This is a genomic window from Spartinivicinus marinus (assembly GCF_026309355.1).
Classification (GTDB): Bacteria; Pseudomonadota; Gammaproteobacteria; order Pseudomonadales; family Zooshikellaceae; genus Spartinivicinus; species Spartinivicinus marinus.
This window is the reverse complement of the sequence record NZ_JAPJZK010000001.1, coordinates 782,792-799,451: the sequence shown is the minus strand read 5'-3', so window position 1 is coordinate 799,451 and position 16,660 is coordinate 782,792. Positions and strand designations below refer to the sequence as shown.

Genomic DNA, 16,660 nt, shown 5'->3' with positions numbered 1-16,660 from the left:
TAGTAGTTGCTGGTTTGAAATGCGTTAAAATCCATGTTTCATCATAATTTCTTCCATTAATTTATTTTCTTGGATTTTTTTAAGGCCACGATTAAATAAAGCTAATTTTTTTTGATAGTCAGGCGCTTTTTTAGAAAAAGCAATATATAGGGGTTTTACTTCTAAAGGCGGTTCTAAAAACTCCAGCTCTAGTGCATACCATGGGTAACGCTTGGCTATGATATATTGAGCAACGTATTTATCAATAAAAATAAGTTGTACGCGGTTTTTATATAAGCGCTTTATATTAGTATCGTCATTGATCACTTCTTCTTTGGTTAGATAGTCTGCTTCGTCAAATTCTTTGGTATTGATGTAGCCACGTACCACGCCAAATCGGTAACTACGTAATTCTTTGAGGGCTTCGGCAAGGTTTTTGCGAGGATCTACATTGAATTTTATATTTTTGTCTTTACGTTTATAAAATCCAACAGGCCCTCCTGGGAATGGGTCTGAAAATACAAAGTCTGTGAGCCGGTTTTCATCATAATATTCTGGAAATAAACCATCAACATGACCAAGGGTAGCAACGTGTAACGCCCGTGCCCATGGAAAAAATAATACCTCTAAGTCATACCTCACTTCTGAAAAAGCGGCTTTGACAATTTCATTAACATAGCCTTTGTTTTCCAACTCTTGACCGATATAAGGCTCCCAATTAAGAGTGGATAAGGTGATTTTTTCTCGGGCTGAGGAATAATTAAAAAAAAGGGTTGTTAATAAAAATAATCCTAACCAGCCAATTTTACGCATTACAAGCACCGAACTACATAGACAGCTTTCTATGAAAAATAGCTGAAAAAGAACAGGTTGCCAGGCTTATTCAACGTTAGCTGGAAACTTCTGGAGGGTTTGACATAACCAGCTTATCAAGAACAATTCCATAAAAGCTGCTATTTTCATCATTTTGTCGGAAGTGCCAGCCTAAATGCTGCTGGCAACAAGTACACAGACTAATAGCCCAACTGCATCCAGCAAACCAGGTGGCTTCTGAATGATATTGGCCGTATTGATTACAACCAGGTGCAGCACAAAAACAACCAAACTCAAAGGCAAAGCCTGCTGGATTCATTTTCAGGTGGATATGTTGGCCGCTGATTTCAATGCGTTCATGTTCATAAGTGATGGTGTTTAGGCAGTGTTTACATAGTAGAGCAGAAGCTGGTTGCTCAAGCAGTTCAACCAACTCATCAACCTGGGACTTAACTTCAGGCTCAGCGACAACAGGTAAGGCACTTGTAATCAAAACGTTAGGGCTGAGTAATAAGTAGCTGCTATACATACACGTCATCCAAGAGCGAACAGACTAAAGTTGCGCTTGCTTACAAAAGTGTATCTTTCGGCAAACGACAATAGGCCCTTGAGCTAAAATGCAGTTCCTTGCATTAGCCTCGTCAGTTCATACTGCATGGTACTTCATCAGCCTTATGACTACAATTGGCAGTGGTGGTTACTATATATTGCTTACTTTTCATAGTAGAGTGTCAGTTATGTTACTTTTGCTAAATAGCAACAATTGTTAAAACTCAAAAACTGAGTAAACCTCACTACCCCACAAGTAATACTTAAATATAATCCCTATATTTTGGGTATAAGAACACATTAATGATGGTTTTTTACACTATCATCAAGTAAAAGGTTATTTTCTGCTAAGTATCTACTTAATTTTAGTAGACTCGTGATTGCTTGCCAGTAACAAACAATTAAGAGGATGTTGGCCTGATGAGAAAAGAAACCCTATGGGCTGTATTAATAGTGACTACAGTAGTGACAGTGGGTGTTGCTGGTGTTGGGTGGAACTCCTGGAAGGATCACTTACATTCTACTGCTCTACAATCACCAGAAAATAATTCAAGCATTAGGGAAGATAGTTTGAGCAGCCAAATGGCTGAACCCGTTAAGCACTCACAGTCAGTCAGCTCAAAACAGGATGAAAGAGACAGCTCCCAAACGAGAGAAAAAGCTGATCATACAACGAATAGCGTACAAGAGTCTGCACAGGCTTTGCAGCCAAGCACTAACCAGCCAACGCTGCAGCGTACTGAAAAACAAGATAGCCTATCAGCAGCCACTAAAAATCAGCGAACTAGAATTATAGTCAAAGACCCTGTTGTGCTGGATAGCATTGATGTGATGGCTGAGTTAAAAGGGAAAGAGTTGTCTGCAGAGGATGCTATTAAAGTAGTGGATGAAGAAAGTTAAACAGTGTTTCTTAAGTTCCATTAAAATCTGCTGTGAAAATGACAAACCTTTTTAGGTTTTATTGCTTCCACTAATAATACAAGGTCGTTTATATGGATATGTTGGTAACACCTCACTGGTTATTGCAGCAACTTTCTCTCAGTAATAACGTATGTATTTTTGATTGTCGTTTCTCCCTGGCTGATCCTGATGCAGGCCAGCAAGCTTATAATCAGCAACATATTCCTGGTGCTATTTACGCGGATTTAGAACGCGATTTGTCAGGCCCAGTCGTATCTGGTGAAACGGGACGACATCCGTTACCTGATGCAAGCAGACTTAATGACCGACTGAAGGCTTGGGGCATTAACCAAGACTCAACAGTAGTCGTATATGATCAACAAGATAGCAGCCAGGCTGTAAGGCTCTGGTGGTTATTGACTTGGTTGGGCAAAACCCAAGTGGCTATTTTAGATGGTGGCTTTCAGGCGTGGCTGGATGCCGGGTTGCCAACAACTGTAGAACTCCCTAGTAAAGCGCCTGGTAATTTTGTAGGGCAACCAGATTCCAGTATGTGGGTGTCAACAGATGAAGTGTTACAGCAGTTGTCTCAGCCAAAATGGTGTTTGGTTGATGCTAGGGCAGCGATACGCTATTCAGGGGAGCAGGAACCAATTGATCCGATAGCAGGCCATATACCTGGTGCACTTAACTTACCTTTTCAAGAAAACCTGACAGCAGCAGGGTGTTTTTTACCGAAGCATCAATTAGCTGAGCGATTCAAAATCTTGTCAGTTAAAGAGATCACAGATTTGGTGTGCTATTGTGGCTCTGGCGTGACGGCTTGCCATAATATCTTTGCAATGGAACTGGCAGGCATCGGGCGGCCTCGACTATACCCAGGTTCATGGAGTGAATGGGTGGCTAGCTCAAGTAGGCCTATTGCTGTGGTCCAAAGTAAGTGATAACTATTACAGCAAGTCAGCATAGGGGTGGTTAGAGCCTTAAAAATTGGCTGCAATATACTGGTTAAGGTTGTCTCATAATTTTACAGAAGGCTAATAGCGGATTATTGTAATAATGGTCAATCGCTTATTGGCTCTATAGGTATTAATAAAATTATTGTATGGACCAAACCTTGCTTAATAAAGGATAGTTTTTAACGGATAACAAGTTGGCGGGACAATGAGTAATAGTGAGCATAGCAAGCAATCAGTTGAGAATGGGCAGCAAACAGCCTTGACCAGTGACCTTGAGCAGTTGTCAAGCAAGCAGGTGCAGCGCCGGAGGTTTCTCAAAGCTTCTGCAGTTGGGGCGCCATTAATATTAACCCTAAGAAGCGGTGCAGCTTTAGCAGCAGCCAGTGCAACCTGTGATATGAAACTGGCTGAAGCCAACATACCCGCTCCCAATGCTGTTGTATCTGAGGCGGATGGTATGAGTGAAGACCCTAGCTGGGTAAGGGCGATAGGTACCAAGCATACTTTCACTCCAACATCCAATGGTGAGACTCAAGAGGTTATTGAGGTCGATGGTACACTTTATGTGTTAGACATGAATCAACTAACACCAGCGCCCAATCAGGATCAGCTTATGGAGTGGGAGCAAGCAGACGGGGATGTTACCACTGAAAGCGTAAGTGTCCTCGTTCACTTTGATAATACGCATCAAATGAGTGTTGAAAGCGTTACAGGCTCACCTTTAACTAACTCTTGTTGGGTTTCTATCCAGCCAAGCCCCTGAACAAAAGTGTTGTAACTCTTGGGTTGCAACACTAATCTGGTCTACCCTATAAGCCATGGGAACGTTTACCCAACAACAAGATAAAGCTATCAACTGGCGTTTGGCAGACCTTGGTCAGCTGTTATGGGCGGATTGGGGAGAAGACACGGTTGTGTTTAATGGCCTATCTGCTGATACACACTTACTAAATACTATGTCGTTAGATGTTTTATTGTTATTAGCTAAAAAGCCAATGTCAGCTGAACAATTAATAATGAGCCTTGCCAACCAATGGCAGCAGCCTTCAGAGCAGATTGCTAAACCAATCAGCAGTTTGATCCATAACTTGGACTGTTTAGGGTTAATTGAACCGGAATTTACATGAAAATTGCTGATTTAACAGTAATGGAGCTACAGGAGCGGCTTCGCAGTGGTTTAGTATATCAAATAGGTCCATTTAAATTTCAATTAACTGTAAAAAACTGTAAAACACTTGTTTCCCAATTGCATTGGTTATTTGCTCACTACCCAACGTTTTCCCAACCACACTTGATAGATTTTGCGATCCAGGTAAAACGCCCACAGCTATGGCGTCGTTGGTGGCGACCACAGGTGGAATTTAAAGCGGATGGCAATCCGGGTATGGCACCATTTCCACTAGATCATGCATTGCCCATGCTGGAATGGGGCAGCAACTGGTGTATTGCTACTCATGCCCATCGATATCTAATGTTGCATGCTGCAGTGGTAGAGCGCAATGGTCATGCTATTTTATTCCCTGCCTGGCCTGGTTCTGGCAAAAGCACATTATGTGCGGCATTATCATTGAGTGGCTGGCGTATGCTATCAGATGAGTTTGGTTTGCTAGAGCCAGAATCTGGTTTATTACAGCCATTACCAAAATTAATTCCACTTAAAAATACTTCAATTGAGGTGATGAAACGGTTTAGTCCAGAAGCGGTTATTGGTCCTTTATTTGAAAAAACTCGCAAAGGAATGGTTGCTCATTTTAGGCCACCTGCAGCAAGTATTGAGCAGGCTCAGGAAAAAGCACGGCCTCGCTGGATAATCTTTCCTCGATACAAAGCAGGAGCTAATAATGTATTAGTTCCTGTAGAAAAATCTCAAGCCTTGTTAAGGCTGGCAAATAATGCATTTAATTATAAGTTATTAGCGACTACAGGGTTTCAGGCTGCACGTCAGTTAGTAGATCAATGCCATTGCTATGAATTGAATTTTGATAGTTTGCGGGCAATTATTCCATTGTTACTTAGTCTTTATGAGCAGGAATTCATTTCTCCACCAGTCAATAACAAAAACCGAGTGGTTAATGAAACAGCAGATTGAAAATCACTATTTATTGATGGTATTGAAGCAGCCTTCAGTTGTTGTGCAGTTTTCAGTAGAGCAGTGGAACGTTTTGCTGTTTCAAGCAAAGCAAGCCGGTATGCTAGCTACTTTAGCCAACTGTTTTCAACAACAGCAGGTTTGGCAACAGTTACCTGAAGCCGTTCAAGGGCAGTGTCAAGATGCCATGCAGTTTGCCCAATATTTACAACGTAATGCTTGTTGGGAAATCAACCGGCTTAGGCGAGTACTTTATCCTGCTGGCTATCAAATGACTTTGTTAAAAGGTGCTGCTTATCTATATCACAAAATTCCCGTTAGTGAGGGACGGTTGTTAGCAGATGTTGATTTGTTGTTTAACGAAGCTGACTTGCCTGCAATTGAAACTTTATTGATCGCTAATGGCTGGGAGTGTGCTAAGCAAAATGAATATGATAAAGCATACTATCGTCAGTGGATGCATGAGCTACCCCCTTATCGTCATCGTGAGCGGCTGTATGATGTTGATATTCATCACCGAATTTTACCTCGCACTAGTCGTTTAAACCCAGATCCATCTTTATTACTAACGGCATCGATTTCGTTGGCAGAGCCAGGATTAAACACCTTGTGCTTTCCTGATATGGTGCTGCATGCTGTTGTTCATTTGGGCTACGATGCGGATTATCATAACCGAATTAGAGATTTATACGATATCGATCAATTACTGCGTTATGGAGAGCAGCATGTCCCTGATTTTTGGCTGCAGCTACAGGAGAGAGCGTTAAAACTCGGTGTAACGCTGCCACTGATTGATATTTTGTGGTTGCTGGAACAATTTTTTGCTACCCCAGTCAATGAGCTGTTGTTGAGGGGGCTTCCCAAAAACACCACCCGTACTTTTCAACGGATTAAATACTGGGCATTGCCAGAGGCTATGTTGCCTTTGGCTAGAGGGCAAAAACGGATACAGAAGCAGATTGCGAGTCAGTTACTCTATTTACGCTCCCATTGGTTGAAAATGCCTCTTTTATTGCTGTTGAATCATCTTTCCCGAAAAGCCTGGATGCGAGTGACAGGAAAAGCTTAGCCAGCTCTGGCAGAAAGGATACACTGCTATACTCTACTATTAAGCTAATATGACTGTTATCTAGCAGTCATATTAGCTTAATGACGCATTGTACTTTGCTGTATATAAATAGCAGTTTATAAATCTGCCTCTTACTAGTGGAAGTCTGTATGAAGGGGAATGCTGTATTAATTGTTGAAGATAGCCCCATGGTTTTAAAGGTGCTTAAGCATTTGTTTGAGACGAAGCAAGAGTTGTCCCCTGTATTTGCAGCAACATTAAGTGAAGCCGAGTTATATTTAAGTAAGCCTGATACCCCTTATTTAGTAGCGGTGGTGGACTTGAATTTACCAGATGCGCCTAATGGCGAAGTGGTTAACAAAGTGCTTGCTGTCAATGTTCCCTGTATTGTGCTATCGGGCTCTTATAATGATAAGAAGCGAGAAGCTCTGTTAGATAAAGGAGTTGTTGATTATGTACTTAAAGAAAGTCGCTACTCATATGAATATGTTGTTAAGTTAATTTCGCGCTTGCAAAAAAACCAGTTTATTAAAGTGCTTGTAGTGGATGACTCAAAATCCACTCGTGCTTTTATTAGAAAAACCTTAAAGCAGCATCTCTATCAAGTATTAGAAGCAGAAGATGGCATTGAAGCTTTAGCCATGTTGCAGCAGCAACCCGATATTCGATTGATGGTTGTCGATTATAATATGCCTAATATGAATGGCTATGAGCTAGTAAAAAATATTCGGCATAAGCAGAATAATAAAAATTTAATTATCATTGGTTTGTCTGCTGAGGGTAGTGGAGCCTTATCAGCTAAATTTATCAAAAATGGAGCAAATGATTTTTTACGTAAACCTTTTTATCATGAAGAGTTGCACTGTAGGCTAATGCATAACCTGGAGGAGATGGAGTTGTTCGAGGCGGTGAAGGATGCTGCTAATAGAGACTATTTAACTGGCCTATTTAACCGGCGCTATTTCTTTCAGGTAGCTGAGAAGTTATATGAAAATGCGGTAGAGCATAATAAACCTCTGAGCTTAGCTATGCTAGATATTGACCACTTTAAGCAGATAAATGATAGTTATGGTCATGAGGTTGGAGACTATGTATTAACAAAACTAGCGGATGTGTTAAAAGAGAAGTTTGCTCGATTTACTGTAGCTAGATTGGGTGGCGAGGAGTTTTGTGTTTTGTTAAGTGGGTTGGATATAGATAAAAGTCAGCAATTACTAGACAATTTTCGGTGTTTGGTTGCTGAGCAGAAACTAGCTATTGGTGGTATCGATTTAGGCATCACTATTAGTATAGGAGTAACGGATAATACATATAGCTCGCTCAGTGACATGCTGGCAATAGCTGACAAATGCTTATATAGGGCAAAACAGGCTGGCCGAAACTTACTTATTCTTGACTAAATACAATAAGCCAATCTTATAAAAAATAGTTAAAAAGAATTATGCTTCACGACTGATTTCTAAGTTTAGCTATCATTACTCCAATTTATAGGCTCATGAAGCTTCGTCATTTGACTACTGCATCTGAAAAGTATGCCTAGGGGATATAATGTTGATTGAAATATGATCCCCTTAATTGGTAAAACCTTCATCATGCCTCTATAGCAGCAAATTTTCGCTTGGCAGGAGAAAGCTCTCGAATGTCATACTGTTTAGCTAGTTGCATAATCAAGTGTTGTTGGCTTCTGTTACTAGCGACAGCCAAGTCAATTTTAAAATAGTTGTGTTTGGGGTGTAACTTGGCATTGAAATGTTTTATTTCAAATCCACGAACCCGGCTGGTGTTTAAAATTCGCTCTAAACAACCGGGGGTGTTGCGGGCGACCAGTTGTAACTCATAGTAATTCATTTTTTGTACACTCCAGCATCTTATCGTTAGGTACACCAGGGGGAACCAGTGGCCATACATTATCTTTGGGGTTGATACATACATGTAAAAGAAAAGGTGTGGTTGCTTTGAGCAAGGTTTGCAGAGCAGGCTCAACGTCTTCTGCTTGGTTGATACATTGTGCTGTTAAACCGAATGCTTGGGCGACTTTAACAAAATCAGGATTATCTGATAAATCAACTTCACTGTACCTTTCTGTAAAAAATAGAGTCTGCCATTGCCTTACCATGCCAAGCCGTTGATTATCGATAATGATAATTTTAATGGGTAACTGATAACGAATAATGGTTGCCAGTTCCTGGATATTCATCATAAATGAGCCATCTCCAGAAATATTAATCACCTGGGCATCAGGGTTGGCAAATTGAGCGCCAATTGCAGCAGGAAGGCCATAACCCATAGTGCCTAAGCCACTGCTGCTAAGATGGTGGCGGGGGTGAGTAAACTGATAATGTTGAGCTACCCACATTTGATGCTGGCCAACATCACAGCTAATTATGGTTTCTTCAGTTGCCAGTTGTGATAAGCGATTAATCAACTGGGGGGCATAAATTGATGGTGGTTTTTTGGGGTAAGTAAAGGCGTGTTGACTCTTTAATGTGACACAATGCTGTTGCCAATTGCCTATTTCAGCAGGGCTGGTTAATTGGTTTAAACTGTAATTGAGTTCACCATGGATAATAACATCTGGTATTTTAAGTTTGCCAAACTCAGCAGCATCAATATCCAAGTGAATTATTTTCGCGTTTGCTGCAAAGCTATCCAGCTTACCTGTTACTCGGTCATCAAAACGGGCACCAATACAAATCAGTAAATCACATTGTTGTACGGCCAAATTGGCAGCTTTGGTGCCATGCATACCGAGCATACCAAGATAATAAGGGTCTTCAGGTAAATGGTTACCAATGCCTTTTAAAGTGCTAACTGAGGGTATACCAGACCGTTGGGCATACTTACGTAAGGCGGTTACTGCACCACCCAACATAATGCCTCCTCCACTATAAAGTAATGGGCACTTTGCTTGTTCAATTAGTAGATTGGCTTCTTCAATTGTACCAGCACCTGCTGTAGGTAAACTGTAGTCTGCTGCGGGAAAGCCTACTACAGAAGGTATTTCAGCAAGCTGAATATCTTTTGGTACATCAATTAATACCGGCCCAGGGCGCCCTGACATGGCAATTTGCATTGCTTCTAACAACATCCAAGGTAATTCACTTGCTGCTCGTACCTGAAAACTGTGCTTAACCACCGGTAAAGCCATGCCAAGGATATCTACCTCTTGAAAGGCATCTGTACCAATAAATGGACTAGCAACCTGTCCAGTGATAGCCAGCATGGGTATAGAGTCTAAGTGAGCATTGGCAATACCCGTAAGCAGGTTGGTGGCCCCTGGCCCGGAGGTAGCTAAACAAACGCCCAATTTACCGGTGCTTCTGGCATAACCATCAGCAGCTAAGGCTGCGCCTTGTTCATGGCGACAGAGGACATGATTGAGTTTGCTATCAACGAGTGCATCATAAACAGGCATAATTGCGCCGCCGGGATAGCCAAATAGCGTGCTGATACCTGCTGTTTCAAGAGTTTTAATAATGTGCTGGGCGCCGTTCATAGAGTCAATTCACATCACTGTTGTTGCAAAAAAAAACCCCCGGCTCTTTCAAGTCGGGGGTTTTGGTATTCGTTAGCTCTGTTATTGGTTAGCCACGTAAACCCCCTTGTTGGCGCATAATAATCACCACAAGTGTTTTCACGATAATCTTTTTAATGGCTAACAAAGCATTCATTACAAATTAACTTATCACTATATAACTTACTTAAACTACACCTAACACGTATTGAATAGTCTAATAGCGTCTTAGTTGTTACTTGTTTAGAAAACAAGTCTGTCAAACATGATGCGAGTGATGTATTAAGAAACAAGTTATCATGCATATCCTATCACCCACTTCTTTAATCAGAGCATAGTTTGCTGGAAAAAACAAGAGTTATAAGTGGCTTGACTGAAAGTTGATTAGCATCAATAAGGCGAGAGGTTATTTCCGTTATTCATAGTTTTATGGTTTGTTAATCGCTTAAGTGCTGGTAAGAAGTAAACTGAGTAAGTAAGGTGCTGTAAGCGATGTTGTTTGTTTGAGAAGGTTAACATAGCTGAAAAATTAGCTGGCGTGGTAAACGACGGCTTACTAGACTTAATGATGAGTAATAGGGAGGAAAACAATGTTGAGGCATAAACACAGCCTAGTCGATGAGTTCCCTCAATGCCGGGAACAAATTAATAAACTAAAACATGAAAATCCCACCTTTGCCAAAATGGCAGCTGAATATCACACGCTTGATCACCAGCTATGTGGCTTGATGATGAGAGACATCCCGACGAGTGATGAAAATTATCTTTCATTAAAAAAACGACGAATGAAATTAAAGGACCAAATTTACGCTATGCTTTCCCATTAGTGGGTTAATTATAAAGGTGATGTCTCTTGTGCATCACCTTTTTTATTTGCTTTGATGGTCTTGCCTAAAAAATATCTGTATTGATTGTAGTGTTGATGTTAAAAAACTAACTGCTTGCAAATAAGATCTAATTATTTAATTAAATCTTGTATTAAATAAACTTGATAGTAATAAAGTTAACAAAATGTAAATTATATCAAGGGTATCTTTAAAAAAATGTTATGGCTAAAATTCCCTTAAGCAAGATATTACAAGGTATAATAGTTGATAGAAAGCATGCCATAATCAAAGGTATTAAAGAAGGGTAGTAAGATGAAATGGGCTCTTGTTGGTGATAAGGATACAGAGGGCAATGTAATAGTTGAAGGTAGCTCTAATCATATAGAGAGTGGTAAGCCAGTTGCTCGAGTTGGCGATAAGCTAAGTGATGGAAGTGTGATAACTACAGGACATCCTTTTATTAAAATTGATGGTCGGCCAGTGGCTATTACTGGTAGTGATGTTAGTAATGGGAATAAACTGGTTGAAGGATCTTCAATAACCCAGTTATAAAAGAGACATTATTACTAGCCTAATATTATTAGCTTTTCGATATTGAGAGTGGGTATGATGGCCCTTTGTTAGTAATATCTATATAGGACTTGGGCTGTAAAAGCAATATGAACAGCCAGATACCGGACCACTCAATGATATACAATGTATAACAATTAAGTATGACAAAACTGATAGATGTACCAATATCTCAGGAGCAGCGGGCCTATCCGCGCAAAGAGGTAAACTGGCAAGCAGCAATTAAAGGAACAGATCATAGCGAAGCGATACCTGCAGAGGCTATTAATATTTCTGTGCAAGGAGTAATGTTAGTTTCAACGATTTCCTTTCAAATAAAGCAAAAGCTATCCATAATGATCAAAGCACATCATCTTAATAACCAATTGATTATTTATGCAATAGCTGAGGTAAGGCATGTGATAAAAAGAAAAAATGGTTATCATATTGGATTGCAGTTTAAAAAAATACAGCCATTAGCTAAAAAGTTTATTTATAGGTTTGTGGAGAATTCAATTTAACTAACTGAAGATAAAATGCCTCTGCAAATTTATAAATAATTTTATTTGGTAAATACAGTTAAATCTTTCATTACTGCCTATCAAAGAGCCACATTTCTCAATGTTCTAGCCTATAATTGTAGGTAGTTCAATAATAAGTGTGCTCTATGAAATAACTCCTTATACTAATAAGCATACTGATACCATTTACAGTTCAGTCTCAAGAGACGATAACTTGGTGTGCCTACTATAACTGAGCTCCTTGGATTTACCCTGTGGGTGATCACTATGAAGGAATTCTGATAGAAGAATTAGCGCTTTTTGAAAAAGAACACAATATAAAAGCCATTCCTATCGTCCATAAAAACTGGAAGAGATGTCAAGCGGAAGTGGAAAATGGTAGAGTAGACATAATATTAGGAGCTAATAAAACAGTTGAACGAGAGAAAGTATTTTATTATTTGAGTATACCTGCATTTCTCAATAGGTCTGACGTAAGTGCTTATACGGTTTAAGGGCATCTCTAATAATTATTTATGGCCCCTGTGCAAGATGACGGGGTCTTGAATAAGGCGGTTTACGATGTGTAAAACGGGTTCTTTCTAGGCAAATCAGCACATTCAAGAGCCCTCATGCAGCGCCTTTCCAGATCCTACTGGCTCGGTTCTACAGGCACCAGCATACTTTCAAAGCATGTGAATTGACCAGAAGGCTAGAGGCTGTAAACAGTTATTAGAGGTGCCCTTTAGGTAAAGAAAAATAATAATTACTATTACAAAAAAAGTGGAAAATCATATGCCAGGGGGGTAACCAGAATGGGGATTCTGTGTGAATAAACTACATGCTTATAAAATAAGAGCTACCAGAATCATATCATATGATCCTGGTACAATTATGCTTAAGAAGAAATATTTATAAACCTAATTGTTGGCGTAATTTTGCATTTTCTGTCTTCAGTTCTTTAACCGCTTCAATCAATACACTCACAAGTCCAGCATAATTGACTTTTTTGAATGTGCTTTCTACTCTATTTGGGTCCGTGACAGTGAGACTATGTACTAACTCAGGAAATACTTCTTCTACATTCTGAGCAATAACACCAATATCTTTCTTTTTGGCACTTGTGTTTTTCCACTCAAAGCTGACACCATTGAGTTTCGAAATTTTTTCTAGTGCATTATCAATTCTTGTAGCTTTGGTTTTCAGTTCTGCATCACTAAAGCGCATAAAATTTGGCTTGGCTCTACATTCAGAATATTCATTGCCTGTGAGGTGTTTGCATGATTCATGTGAATAGGCATGAGAAAGAGTAGAAATAGAGCTTAAAATAACAGTAGCAATTAAATTTTTCAAAGTGGTTCGTCCGTACTTGATTTGTGTCATTGTTTTGTTTAAATAAAGTATCAATCTATACATCACTAAAAGTATACTTAAATAGTGAAACAGTTTGTAATATTTCTTTAAATTATTGTAACTTTTGAAGTGTCTGGGACTGAGGTGTGGTTTTACTTATATAATCTTGATAGTACTTATTGCGTTTGTAGCCAGCATAAGTGAGTAATCCCAAAGAGGGTACAACTATACTGATAAAGAAAGCAGTTAATACAATAAAAAAGTTAATATAAAATTCCATCACTCTTCACCTGAATGGCTTCACTGATGTTCTTGTCACCATGTTTTTACATCAAAATTAGGATGTTTTTGACTAGAGTCCAAATATTATAGTGACTATATATGTCTGCTGTAGGATAAAGTTGTTGTCATTCAGTTAATACTTTACACTGAAAGTGTCATTTTGATCAGCTAATTTGATCTTGATCTACCAAGCAAACACTTATATTTCTGTCATTATGCCTTTAGGTATAAACACTAGACCAGAACCTTGGGAGTCTATTTTTGGAAGGACTCTATAGTGGTATCAAATGGCGTCATGTTTAATTCGCTTTAAAGTGACTAATGTCTGATCAATCATGCTTGGAATGCAATAAGTGAATACCATTTGTTCATATATGGCGTAGCCCTAAGCTGCTCCAAGAAAAGTTTTAAAGCATCTGCTAAAGTTAGTATGACCAACGTATTAACTAAAAGTGTATTAATTATAAAGTTTGCTATGAAGAAATGCATAATAAGCTTATGTGTTGTTTATATAAGTATCATGACAGAATTTTCTTTAGCTCAACAAACTTTGAGTTTAGTCACCCTTGATAAATTTGCTCCATTTACCTGGCAAGAAGGTAATAGTGCGAAAGGAATTGACATTGATATAGTTAAAGAGCTATGTCGACGAACTAATCTTAAGGGCACCTCTAAAAATTGACTTTATGGTATACTACAGATAGTGGTATTCATAAATAGCGAGCTTAAAAGTCAATGTTACAGTCTGGCTTCTTTGATTTAGATAATCGATATCATAAGCTAAACGAGCGAGATCCGCTGATTAGTCTGAATAATCTGATAGATTGGGAGCAATTCAGATATAGCTTGAACATCATTCGAGAAAAAGAGCGAAAAAGCAATGCAGGTCGCAAGCCTTACGATGTTGTTTTGATGTTTAAAACCCTTGTTCTACAACACTTATATAATTTATCTGATGATGAAGTGGAATACCAGATTAGAGACAGATATAGTTTTTGTCGTTTTCTTGGACTCTCACCTGAAGAGTTAATCCCTGATGCAAAAACCATCTGGTTGTTTAAGGAACAACTGGTTAAATGTGATTTGATGAAAAGACTTTTCAATGACTTTAATGAACAGCTAGCTGATCAAGGTTACAAAGCACAGAAAGGCCAAATCGTCGATGCCAGTTTTGTTGATGTACCCAAACAAAGGAATTCACGTGCTGAAAATGTAGAGATTAAGGAAGGAAAAATACCCCAGCGCTTCGAAGAAAATCCTAATATAAAAAGCCAGAAGGATATGGATGCTCGCTGGACAAAGAAAAATGAAGAAACCCACTTTGGTTATAAGAACCATGTAACGGTAGATAACGCCCAAAAACTGATACGTGATTATGAAGTGACATCTGCTGAAGTTCACGATTCCCAGGTTTTTATTGAAATATTAGCTGAAAATACATCATCGGATGTATGGGCAGATAGTGCTTACCAAAGCGAAAACACTGAAATTAGTTTGGCGGCGATGGGTATGCGTAGCCACGTTCATAAAAAAGGGAAAAAGAATAAGCCGCTATCGGAACACAGTAAAAAAGCAAATACTAGACGCTCCAGGGTACGAGCCAGAGTTGAACATGTTTTTGGATCAATGACCAACGAGCAAGGTGGCTGTAGTGGTCAAGTAAAAACCAACAGTTTTTTAAGAGGCTTTCTTCAATTGATGGACTCTCTCAAATTCCATCGGTGTTTGATAGTTTAAAGCTGAATGCCTTCGCTCGCTATTATAATATGTAATATAGTCCCAGATAGCTTGGCGTGCATCATCCTTCGTTTGAAAGTTAAATCGGTGTAACCACTCTGATTTAAGTGTTCTAAATACTCTTTCTGTTGGGGAATTATCCCAACAATTTCCCTTTCTACTCATACTTTGGATCATGCCATAGCTCTTAAGTTGATTACGATACTCCTCACTTGCATATTGACTACCTCTATCTGAATGATGGATGATTCCGTGTGCAGGCAGCCTACAGTGCCACGCCATAGCTAATGCATCCAAACACAACTGTGAACGCATATTATCTTGTACAGACCAGCCTATAATTTGCCGAGAATATAGGTCAACTACGATTGCTAAATATAGCCACCCTTGGTTAGTCCAAACATAGGTAATATCTGTCGTCCAAACCTTGTTAACTGTACTCACATTAAACTTTCTATTAAGGATATTAGCAGCAATAGGTTGGTTGTGTTTACTGTCAGTGGTGAGTAAGCGCCAATTCTTTAGCGTTATTGAGCTAAGCTAGTCAATAATTTACGGTTAACTCAGCAGGCTTTTATCAACATTCCAAGGAAGTAATGCCTCAAGCTTTTCGACACTATCTGCATAGGGTAGTGCTTTTAGGACGATTCTAAGATAATCATAAGGCTCTAAATCATTGGCTTTAGCGGTTTCAATGAGGCTGTAATAAGTGGCGCTGGCATAGGCACCTTGTGGTGTATCTGCAAACATCCAATTTTTTCGACCAACAGCAAAGGGGCGGATAGCATTTTCTGCTTTGATATTGCTGATGGGGAGTATTCCTGATTCACAATAGACGACCAGTTTATCCCATTGATTATCAAGGTAAGTAAAGGCCTGACCAATTTTGCCGTCCTTGGGTACTTTGTCTTTATGTTTATCTAACCATTTCCGGATATTGTCTAATTGTGGTTTAGCGTGCTTTTGTCTGATTTGATATTTTTGTTGAATATCCAGCCCTTTTATATCTTTTTCTATGCGATATAGCTTGGCAATCATATTGAGAGCAATGGTCGCTTTGCTGACGTTGCCCGTTTGACTTGTATGTTGAGGCTCAGCTTTTTTGGCCTCTACAAATTTACGGCGAGCATGATCCCAACTTGCGACAGGCTAAGCCTGAGAATGAAGGAGGTATTAAATGAGCTGAAATCATTCATTGAAATCCAGAGGGTTCAACTCCCTCCCGGTAAAGGTTAACCACCAGCCGGAAGTGAGTCTTGCATGGGTAACGGCAACGTTATTCGTGAAGCGTAGACAGCGGGTACTGAAGCCGTGGGATTGAGTCTCGATATCATGTACCAGTCGGAGACCTCATTGTGTTGGGTGTGGGGTCAGCACTGCCAATACCACTACAGGTGAGGTATTGCAGTCCGACCGGGATCTATGACCAGGGCAAAGGTATAGGATGGATTTCTCAGGAACCTGTGAGGTCCAGTGTTGACCTGGGTAGTAACCACCATAGGCTCTATGGTTGAACAGGGCCAGGCCATCAAGCAACTGC

Annotated in this window: 19 protein-coding genes and 1 pseudogene; 12 read left to right on the top strand and 8 right to left on the bottom strand. The window is 39.6% G+C overall.

The genetic code is table 11. The features are described from left to right. Positions 1–24: 24 nt before the first annotated feature. Complete coding sequence (locus OQE68_RS03890; protein ID WP_180570923.1) at positions 25–792, bottom strand: substrate-binding periplasmic protein; 768 nt, start codon at positions 790–792, stop codon at positions 25–27. Positions 793–868: 76 nt separating this feature from the next. Beyond that, positions 869–1,321 (bottom strand): cereblon family protein, encoded by a 453-nt coding sequence (locus OQE68_RS03885; protein ID WP_180570922.1) that lies wholly within the window; start codon positions 1,319–1,321, stop codon positions 869–871. Positions 1,322–1,761: 440 nt separating this feature from the next. Between OQE68_RS03885 and OQE68_RS03880 the strand changes: the two genes are divergently transcribed. The 7 genes from OQE68_RS03880 to OQE68_RS03850 all read left to right on the top strand — a co-directional run bounded on the left by OQE68_RS03880 (position 1,762) and on the right by OQE68_RS03850 (position 7,758). Then, positions 1,762–2,241: a hypothetical protein gene (locus OQE68_RS03880; RefSeq protein ID WP_180570921.1), complete on the top strand. Its 480-nt coding sequence runs from the start codon at positions 1,762–1,764 to the stop codon at positions 2,239–2,241. Between the two features lie 92 nt (positions 2,242–2,333). Further along, positions 2,334–3,185 carry a sulfurtransferase gene (locus OQE68_RS03875; RefSeq protein WP_180570920.1) on the top strand — a complete coding sequence of 284 codons (852 nt, stop codon included), beginning with the start codon at positions 2,334–2,336 and terminating at the stop codon, positions 3,183–3,185. 220 nt (positions 3,186–3,405) lie between these two features. Continuing rightward, positions 3,406–3,963, top strand: a complete 558-nt coding sequence (locus tag OQE68_RS03870) for a hypothetical protein (protein ID WP_180570919.1) — start codon at positions 3,406–3,408, stop codon at positions 3,961–3,963. Positions 3,964–4,018: 55 nt separating this feature from the next. Continuing rightward, positions 4,019–4,327 (top strand): HPr-rel-A system PqqD family peptide chaperone, encoded by a 309-nt coding sequence (locus OQE68_RS03865; protein WP_180570918.1) that lies wholly within the window; start codon positions 4,019–4,021, stop codon positions 4,325–4,327. Further along, positions 4,324–5,289 (top strand): HprK-related kinase A, encoded by a 966-nt coding sequence (locus OQE68_RS03860; protein WP_180570917.1) that lies wholly within the window; start codon positions 4,324–4,326, stop codon positions 5,287–5,289. Before OQE68_RS03865 ends, OQE68_RS03860 begins: the two co-directional genes overlap by 4 nt. Further along, complete coding sequence (locus OQE68_RS03855) at positions 5,273–6,358, top strand: nucleotidyltransferase domain-containing protein (RefSeq protein ID WP_180570916.1); 1,086 nt, start codon at positions 5,273–5,275, stop codon at positions 6,356–6,358. Before OQE68_RS03860 ends, OQE68_RS03855 begins: the two co-directional genes overlap by 17 nt. Positions 6,359–6,507: 149 nt before the next feature. Then, positions 6,508–7,758, top strand: a complete 1,251-nt coding sequence (locus tag OQE68_RS03850) for a diguanylate cyclase (RefSeq protein WP_180570915.1) — start codon at positions 6,508–6,510, stop codon at positions 7,756–7,758. Positions 7,759–7,948: 190 nt separating this feature from the next. Here the strand turns inward: OQE68_RS03850 and OQE68_RS03845 are convergent, their stop codons facing one another. Then, entirely contained in the window at positions 7,949–8,206 is a 258-nt protein-coding gene (locus tag OQE68_RS03845) for an ACT domain-containing protein (protein ID WP_180570914.1), read from the bottom strand. Continuing rightward, a complete protein-coding gene (ilvG, locus tag OQE68_RS03840) occupies positions 8,193–9,854 on the bottom strand; it encodes an acetolactate synthase 2 catalytic subunit (protein ID WP_180570913.1) in 1,662 nt (553 codons plus the stop codon). Before ilvG ends, OQE68_RS03845 begins: the two co-directional genes overlap by 14 nt. A 608-nt stretch (positions 9,855–10,462) precedes the next feature. Between ilvG and OQE68_RS03835 the strand changes: the two genes are divergently transcribed. The 4 genes from OQE68_RS03835 (at position 10,463) to OQE68_RS03820 (ending at position 12,263) form a co-directional block, all read left to right on the top strand. After that, on the top strand, positions 10,463–10,699 hold the full coding sequence (locus OQE68_RS03835; protein WP_180570912.1) for an HP1242/YdcH family protein: 237 nt from the start codon (positions 10,463–10,465) through the stop codon (positions 10,697–10,699). 312 nt (positions 10,700–11,011) lie between these two features. Then, positions 11,012–11,251, top strand: coding sequence for a PAAR domain-containing protein (locus OQE68_RS03830; protein ID WP_180570911.1), 240 nt, complete (start codon positions 11,012–11,014; stop codon positions 11,249–11,251). A gap of 161 nt (positions 11,252–11,412) precedes the next feature. Then, entirely contained in the window at positions 11,413–11,769 is a 357-nt protein-coding gene (locus OQE68_RS03825) for a PilZ domain-containing protein (protein WP_180570910.1), read from the top strand. Positions 11,770–12,023: 254 nt separating this feature from the next. Continuing rightward, positions 12,024–12,263 (top strand): type 2 periplasmic-binding domain-containing protein, encoded by a 240-nt coding sequence (locus tag OQE68_RS03820; protein WP_180570909.1) that lies wholly within the window; start codon positions 12,024–12,026, stop codon positions 12,261–12,263. A gap of 397 nt (positions 12,264–12,660) precedes the next feature. Here the strand turns inward: OQE68_RS03820 and OQE68_RS03815 are convergent, their stop codons facing one another. Then, complete coding sequence (locus OQE68_RS03815) at positions 12,661–13,131, bottom strand: tail fiber domain-containing protein (RefSeq protein ID WP_266195521.1); 471 nt, start codon at positions 13,129–13,131, stop codon at positions 12,661–12,663. 987 nt (positions 13,132–14,118) lie between these two features. Between OQE68_RS03815 and OQE68_RS03810 the strand changes: the two genes are divergently transcribed. Beyond that, complete coding sequence (locus OQE68_RS03810; RefSeq protein WP_266195520.1) at positions 14,119–15,120, top strand: IS5 family transposase; 1,002 nt, start codon at positions 14,119–14,121, stop codon at positions 15,118–15,120. Here the strand turns inward: OQE68_RS03810 and OQE68_RS03805 are convergent. From OQE68_RS03805 to OQE68_RS03795, 3 genes and pseudogenes are all read right to left on the bottom strand, one after another. Beyond that, positions 15,061–15,585: an IS3 family transposase gene (locus tag OQE68_RS03805; RefSeq protein WP_266195866.1), complete on the bottom strand. Its 525-nt coding sequence runs from the start codon at positions 15,583–15,585 to the stop codon at positions 15,061–15,063. The two genes, OQE68_RS03810 and OQE68_RS03805, sit on opposite strands and share 60 nt — an antisense overlap. 93 nt (positions 15,586–15,678) lie before the next feature. Further along, a complete protein-coding gene (locus OQE68_RS03800; protein ID WP_266195865.1) occupies positions 15,679–15,870 on the bottom strand; it encodes a transposase domain-containing protein in 192 nt (63 codons plus the stop codon). Continuing rightward, a pseudogene (locus OQE68_RS03795) lies at positions 15,856–16,245 on the bottom strand (IS66 family transposase); the annotation flags it as partial. The pseudogene OQE68_RS03795 and the gene OQE68_RS03800, both read right to left, overlap by 15 nt. Positions 16,246–16,660: the final 415 nt, after the last annotated feature.

Bases quoted from the DNA above. Each gene is read 5' to 3' on its own strand.
- OQE68_RS03890 (WP_180570923.1), bottom strand. From the start codon at position 792: ATGCGTAAAATTGGCTGGTTAGGATTATTTTTATTAACAACCCTTTTT.
- OQE68_RS03885 (WP_180570922.1), bottom strand. From the start codon at position 1,321: ATGTATAGCAGCTACTTATTACTCAGCCCTAACGTTTTGATTACAAGT.
- OQE68_RS03880 (WP_180570921.1), top strand. From the start codon at position 1,762: ATGAGAAAAGAAACCCTATGGGCTGTATTAATAGTGACTACAGTAGTG.
- OQE68_RS03875 (WP_180570920.1), top strand. From the start codon at position 2,334: ATGGATATGTTGGTAACACCTCACTGGTTATTGCAGCAACTTTCTCTC.
- OQE68_RS03870 (WP_180570919.1), top strand. From the start codon at position 3,406: ATGAGTAATAGTGAGCATAGCAAGCAATCAGTTGAGAATGGGCAGCAA.
- OQE68_RS03865 (WP_180570918.1), top strand. From the start codon at position 4,019: ATGGGAACGTTTACCCAACAACAAGATAAAGCTATCAACTGGCGTTTG.
- OQE68_RS03860 (WP_180570917.1), top strand. From the start codon at position 4,324: ATGAAAATTGCTGATTTAACAGTAATGGAGCTACAGGAGCGGCTTCGC.
- OQE68_RS03855 (WP_180570916.1), top strand. From the start codon at position 5,273: ATGAAACAGCAGATTGAAAATCACTATTTATTGATGGTATTGAAGCAG.
- OQE68_RS03850 (WP_180570915.1), top strand. From the start codon at position 6,508: ATGAAGGGGAATGCTGTATTAATTGTTGAAGATAGCCCCATGGTTTTA.
- OQE68_RS03845 (WP_180570914.1), bottom strand. From the start codon at position 8,206: ATGAATTACTATGAGTTACAACTGGTCGCCCGCAACACCCCCGGTTGT.
- ilvG (WP_180570913.1), bottom strand. From the start codon at position 9,854: ATGAACGGCGCCCAGCACATTATTAAAACTCTTGAAACAGCAGGTATC.
- OQE68_RS03835 (WP_180570912.1), top strand. From the start codon at position 10,463: ATGTTGAGGCATAAACACAGCCTAGTCGATGAGTTCCCTCAATGCCGG.
- OQE68_RS03830 (WP_180570911.1), top strand. From the start codon at position 11,012: ATGAAATGGGCTCTTGTTGGTGATAAGGATACAGAGGGCAATGTAATA.
- OQE68_RS03825 (WP_180570910.1), top strand. From the start codon at position 11,413: ATGACAAAACTGATAGATGTACCAATATCTCAGGAGCAGCGGGCCTAT.
- OQE68_RS03815 (WP_266195521.1), bottom strand. From the start codon at position 13,131: ATGACACAAATCAAGTACGGACGAACCACTTTGAAAAATTTAATTGCT.
- OQE68_RS03810 (WP_266195520.1), top strand. From the start codon at position 14,119: ATGTTACAGTCTGGCTTCTTTGATTTAGATAATCGATATCATAAGCTA.
- OQE68_RS03800 (WP_266195865.1), bottom strand. From the start codon at position 15,870: ATGTTTGCAGATACACCACAAGGTGCCTATGCCAGCGCCACTTATTAC.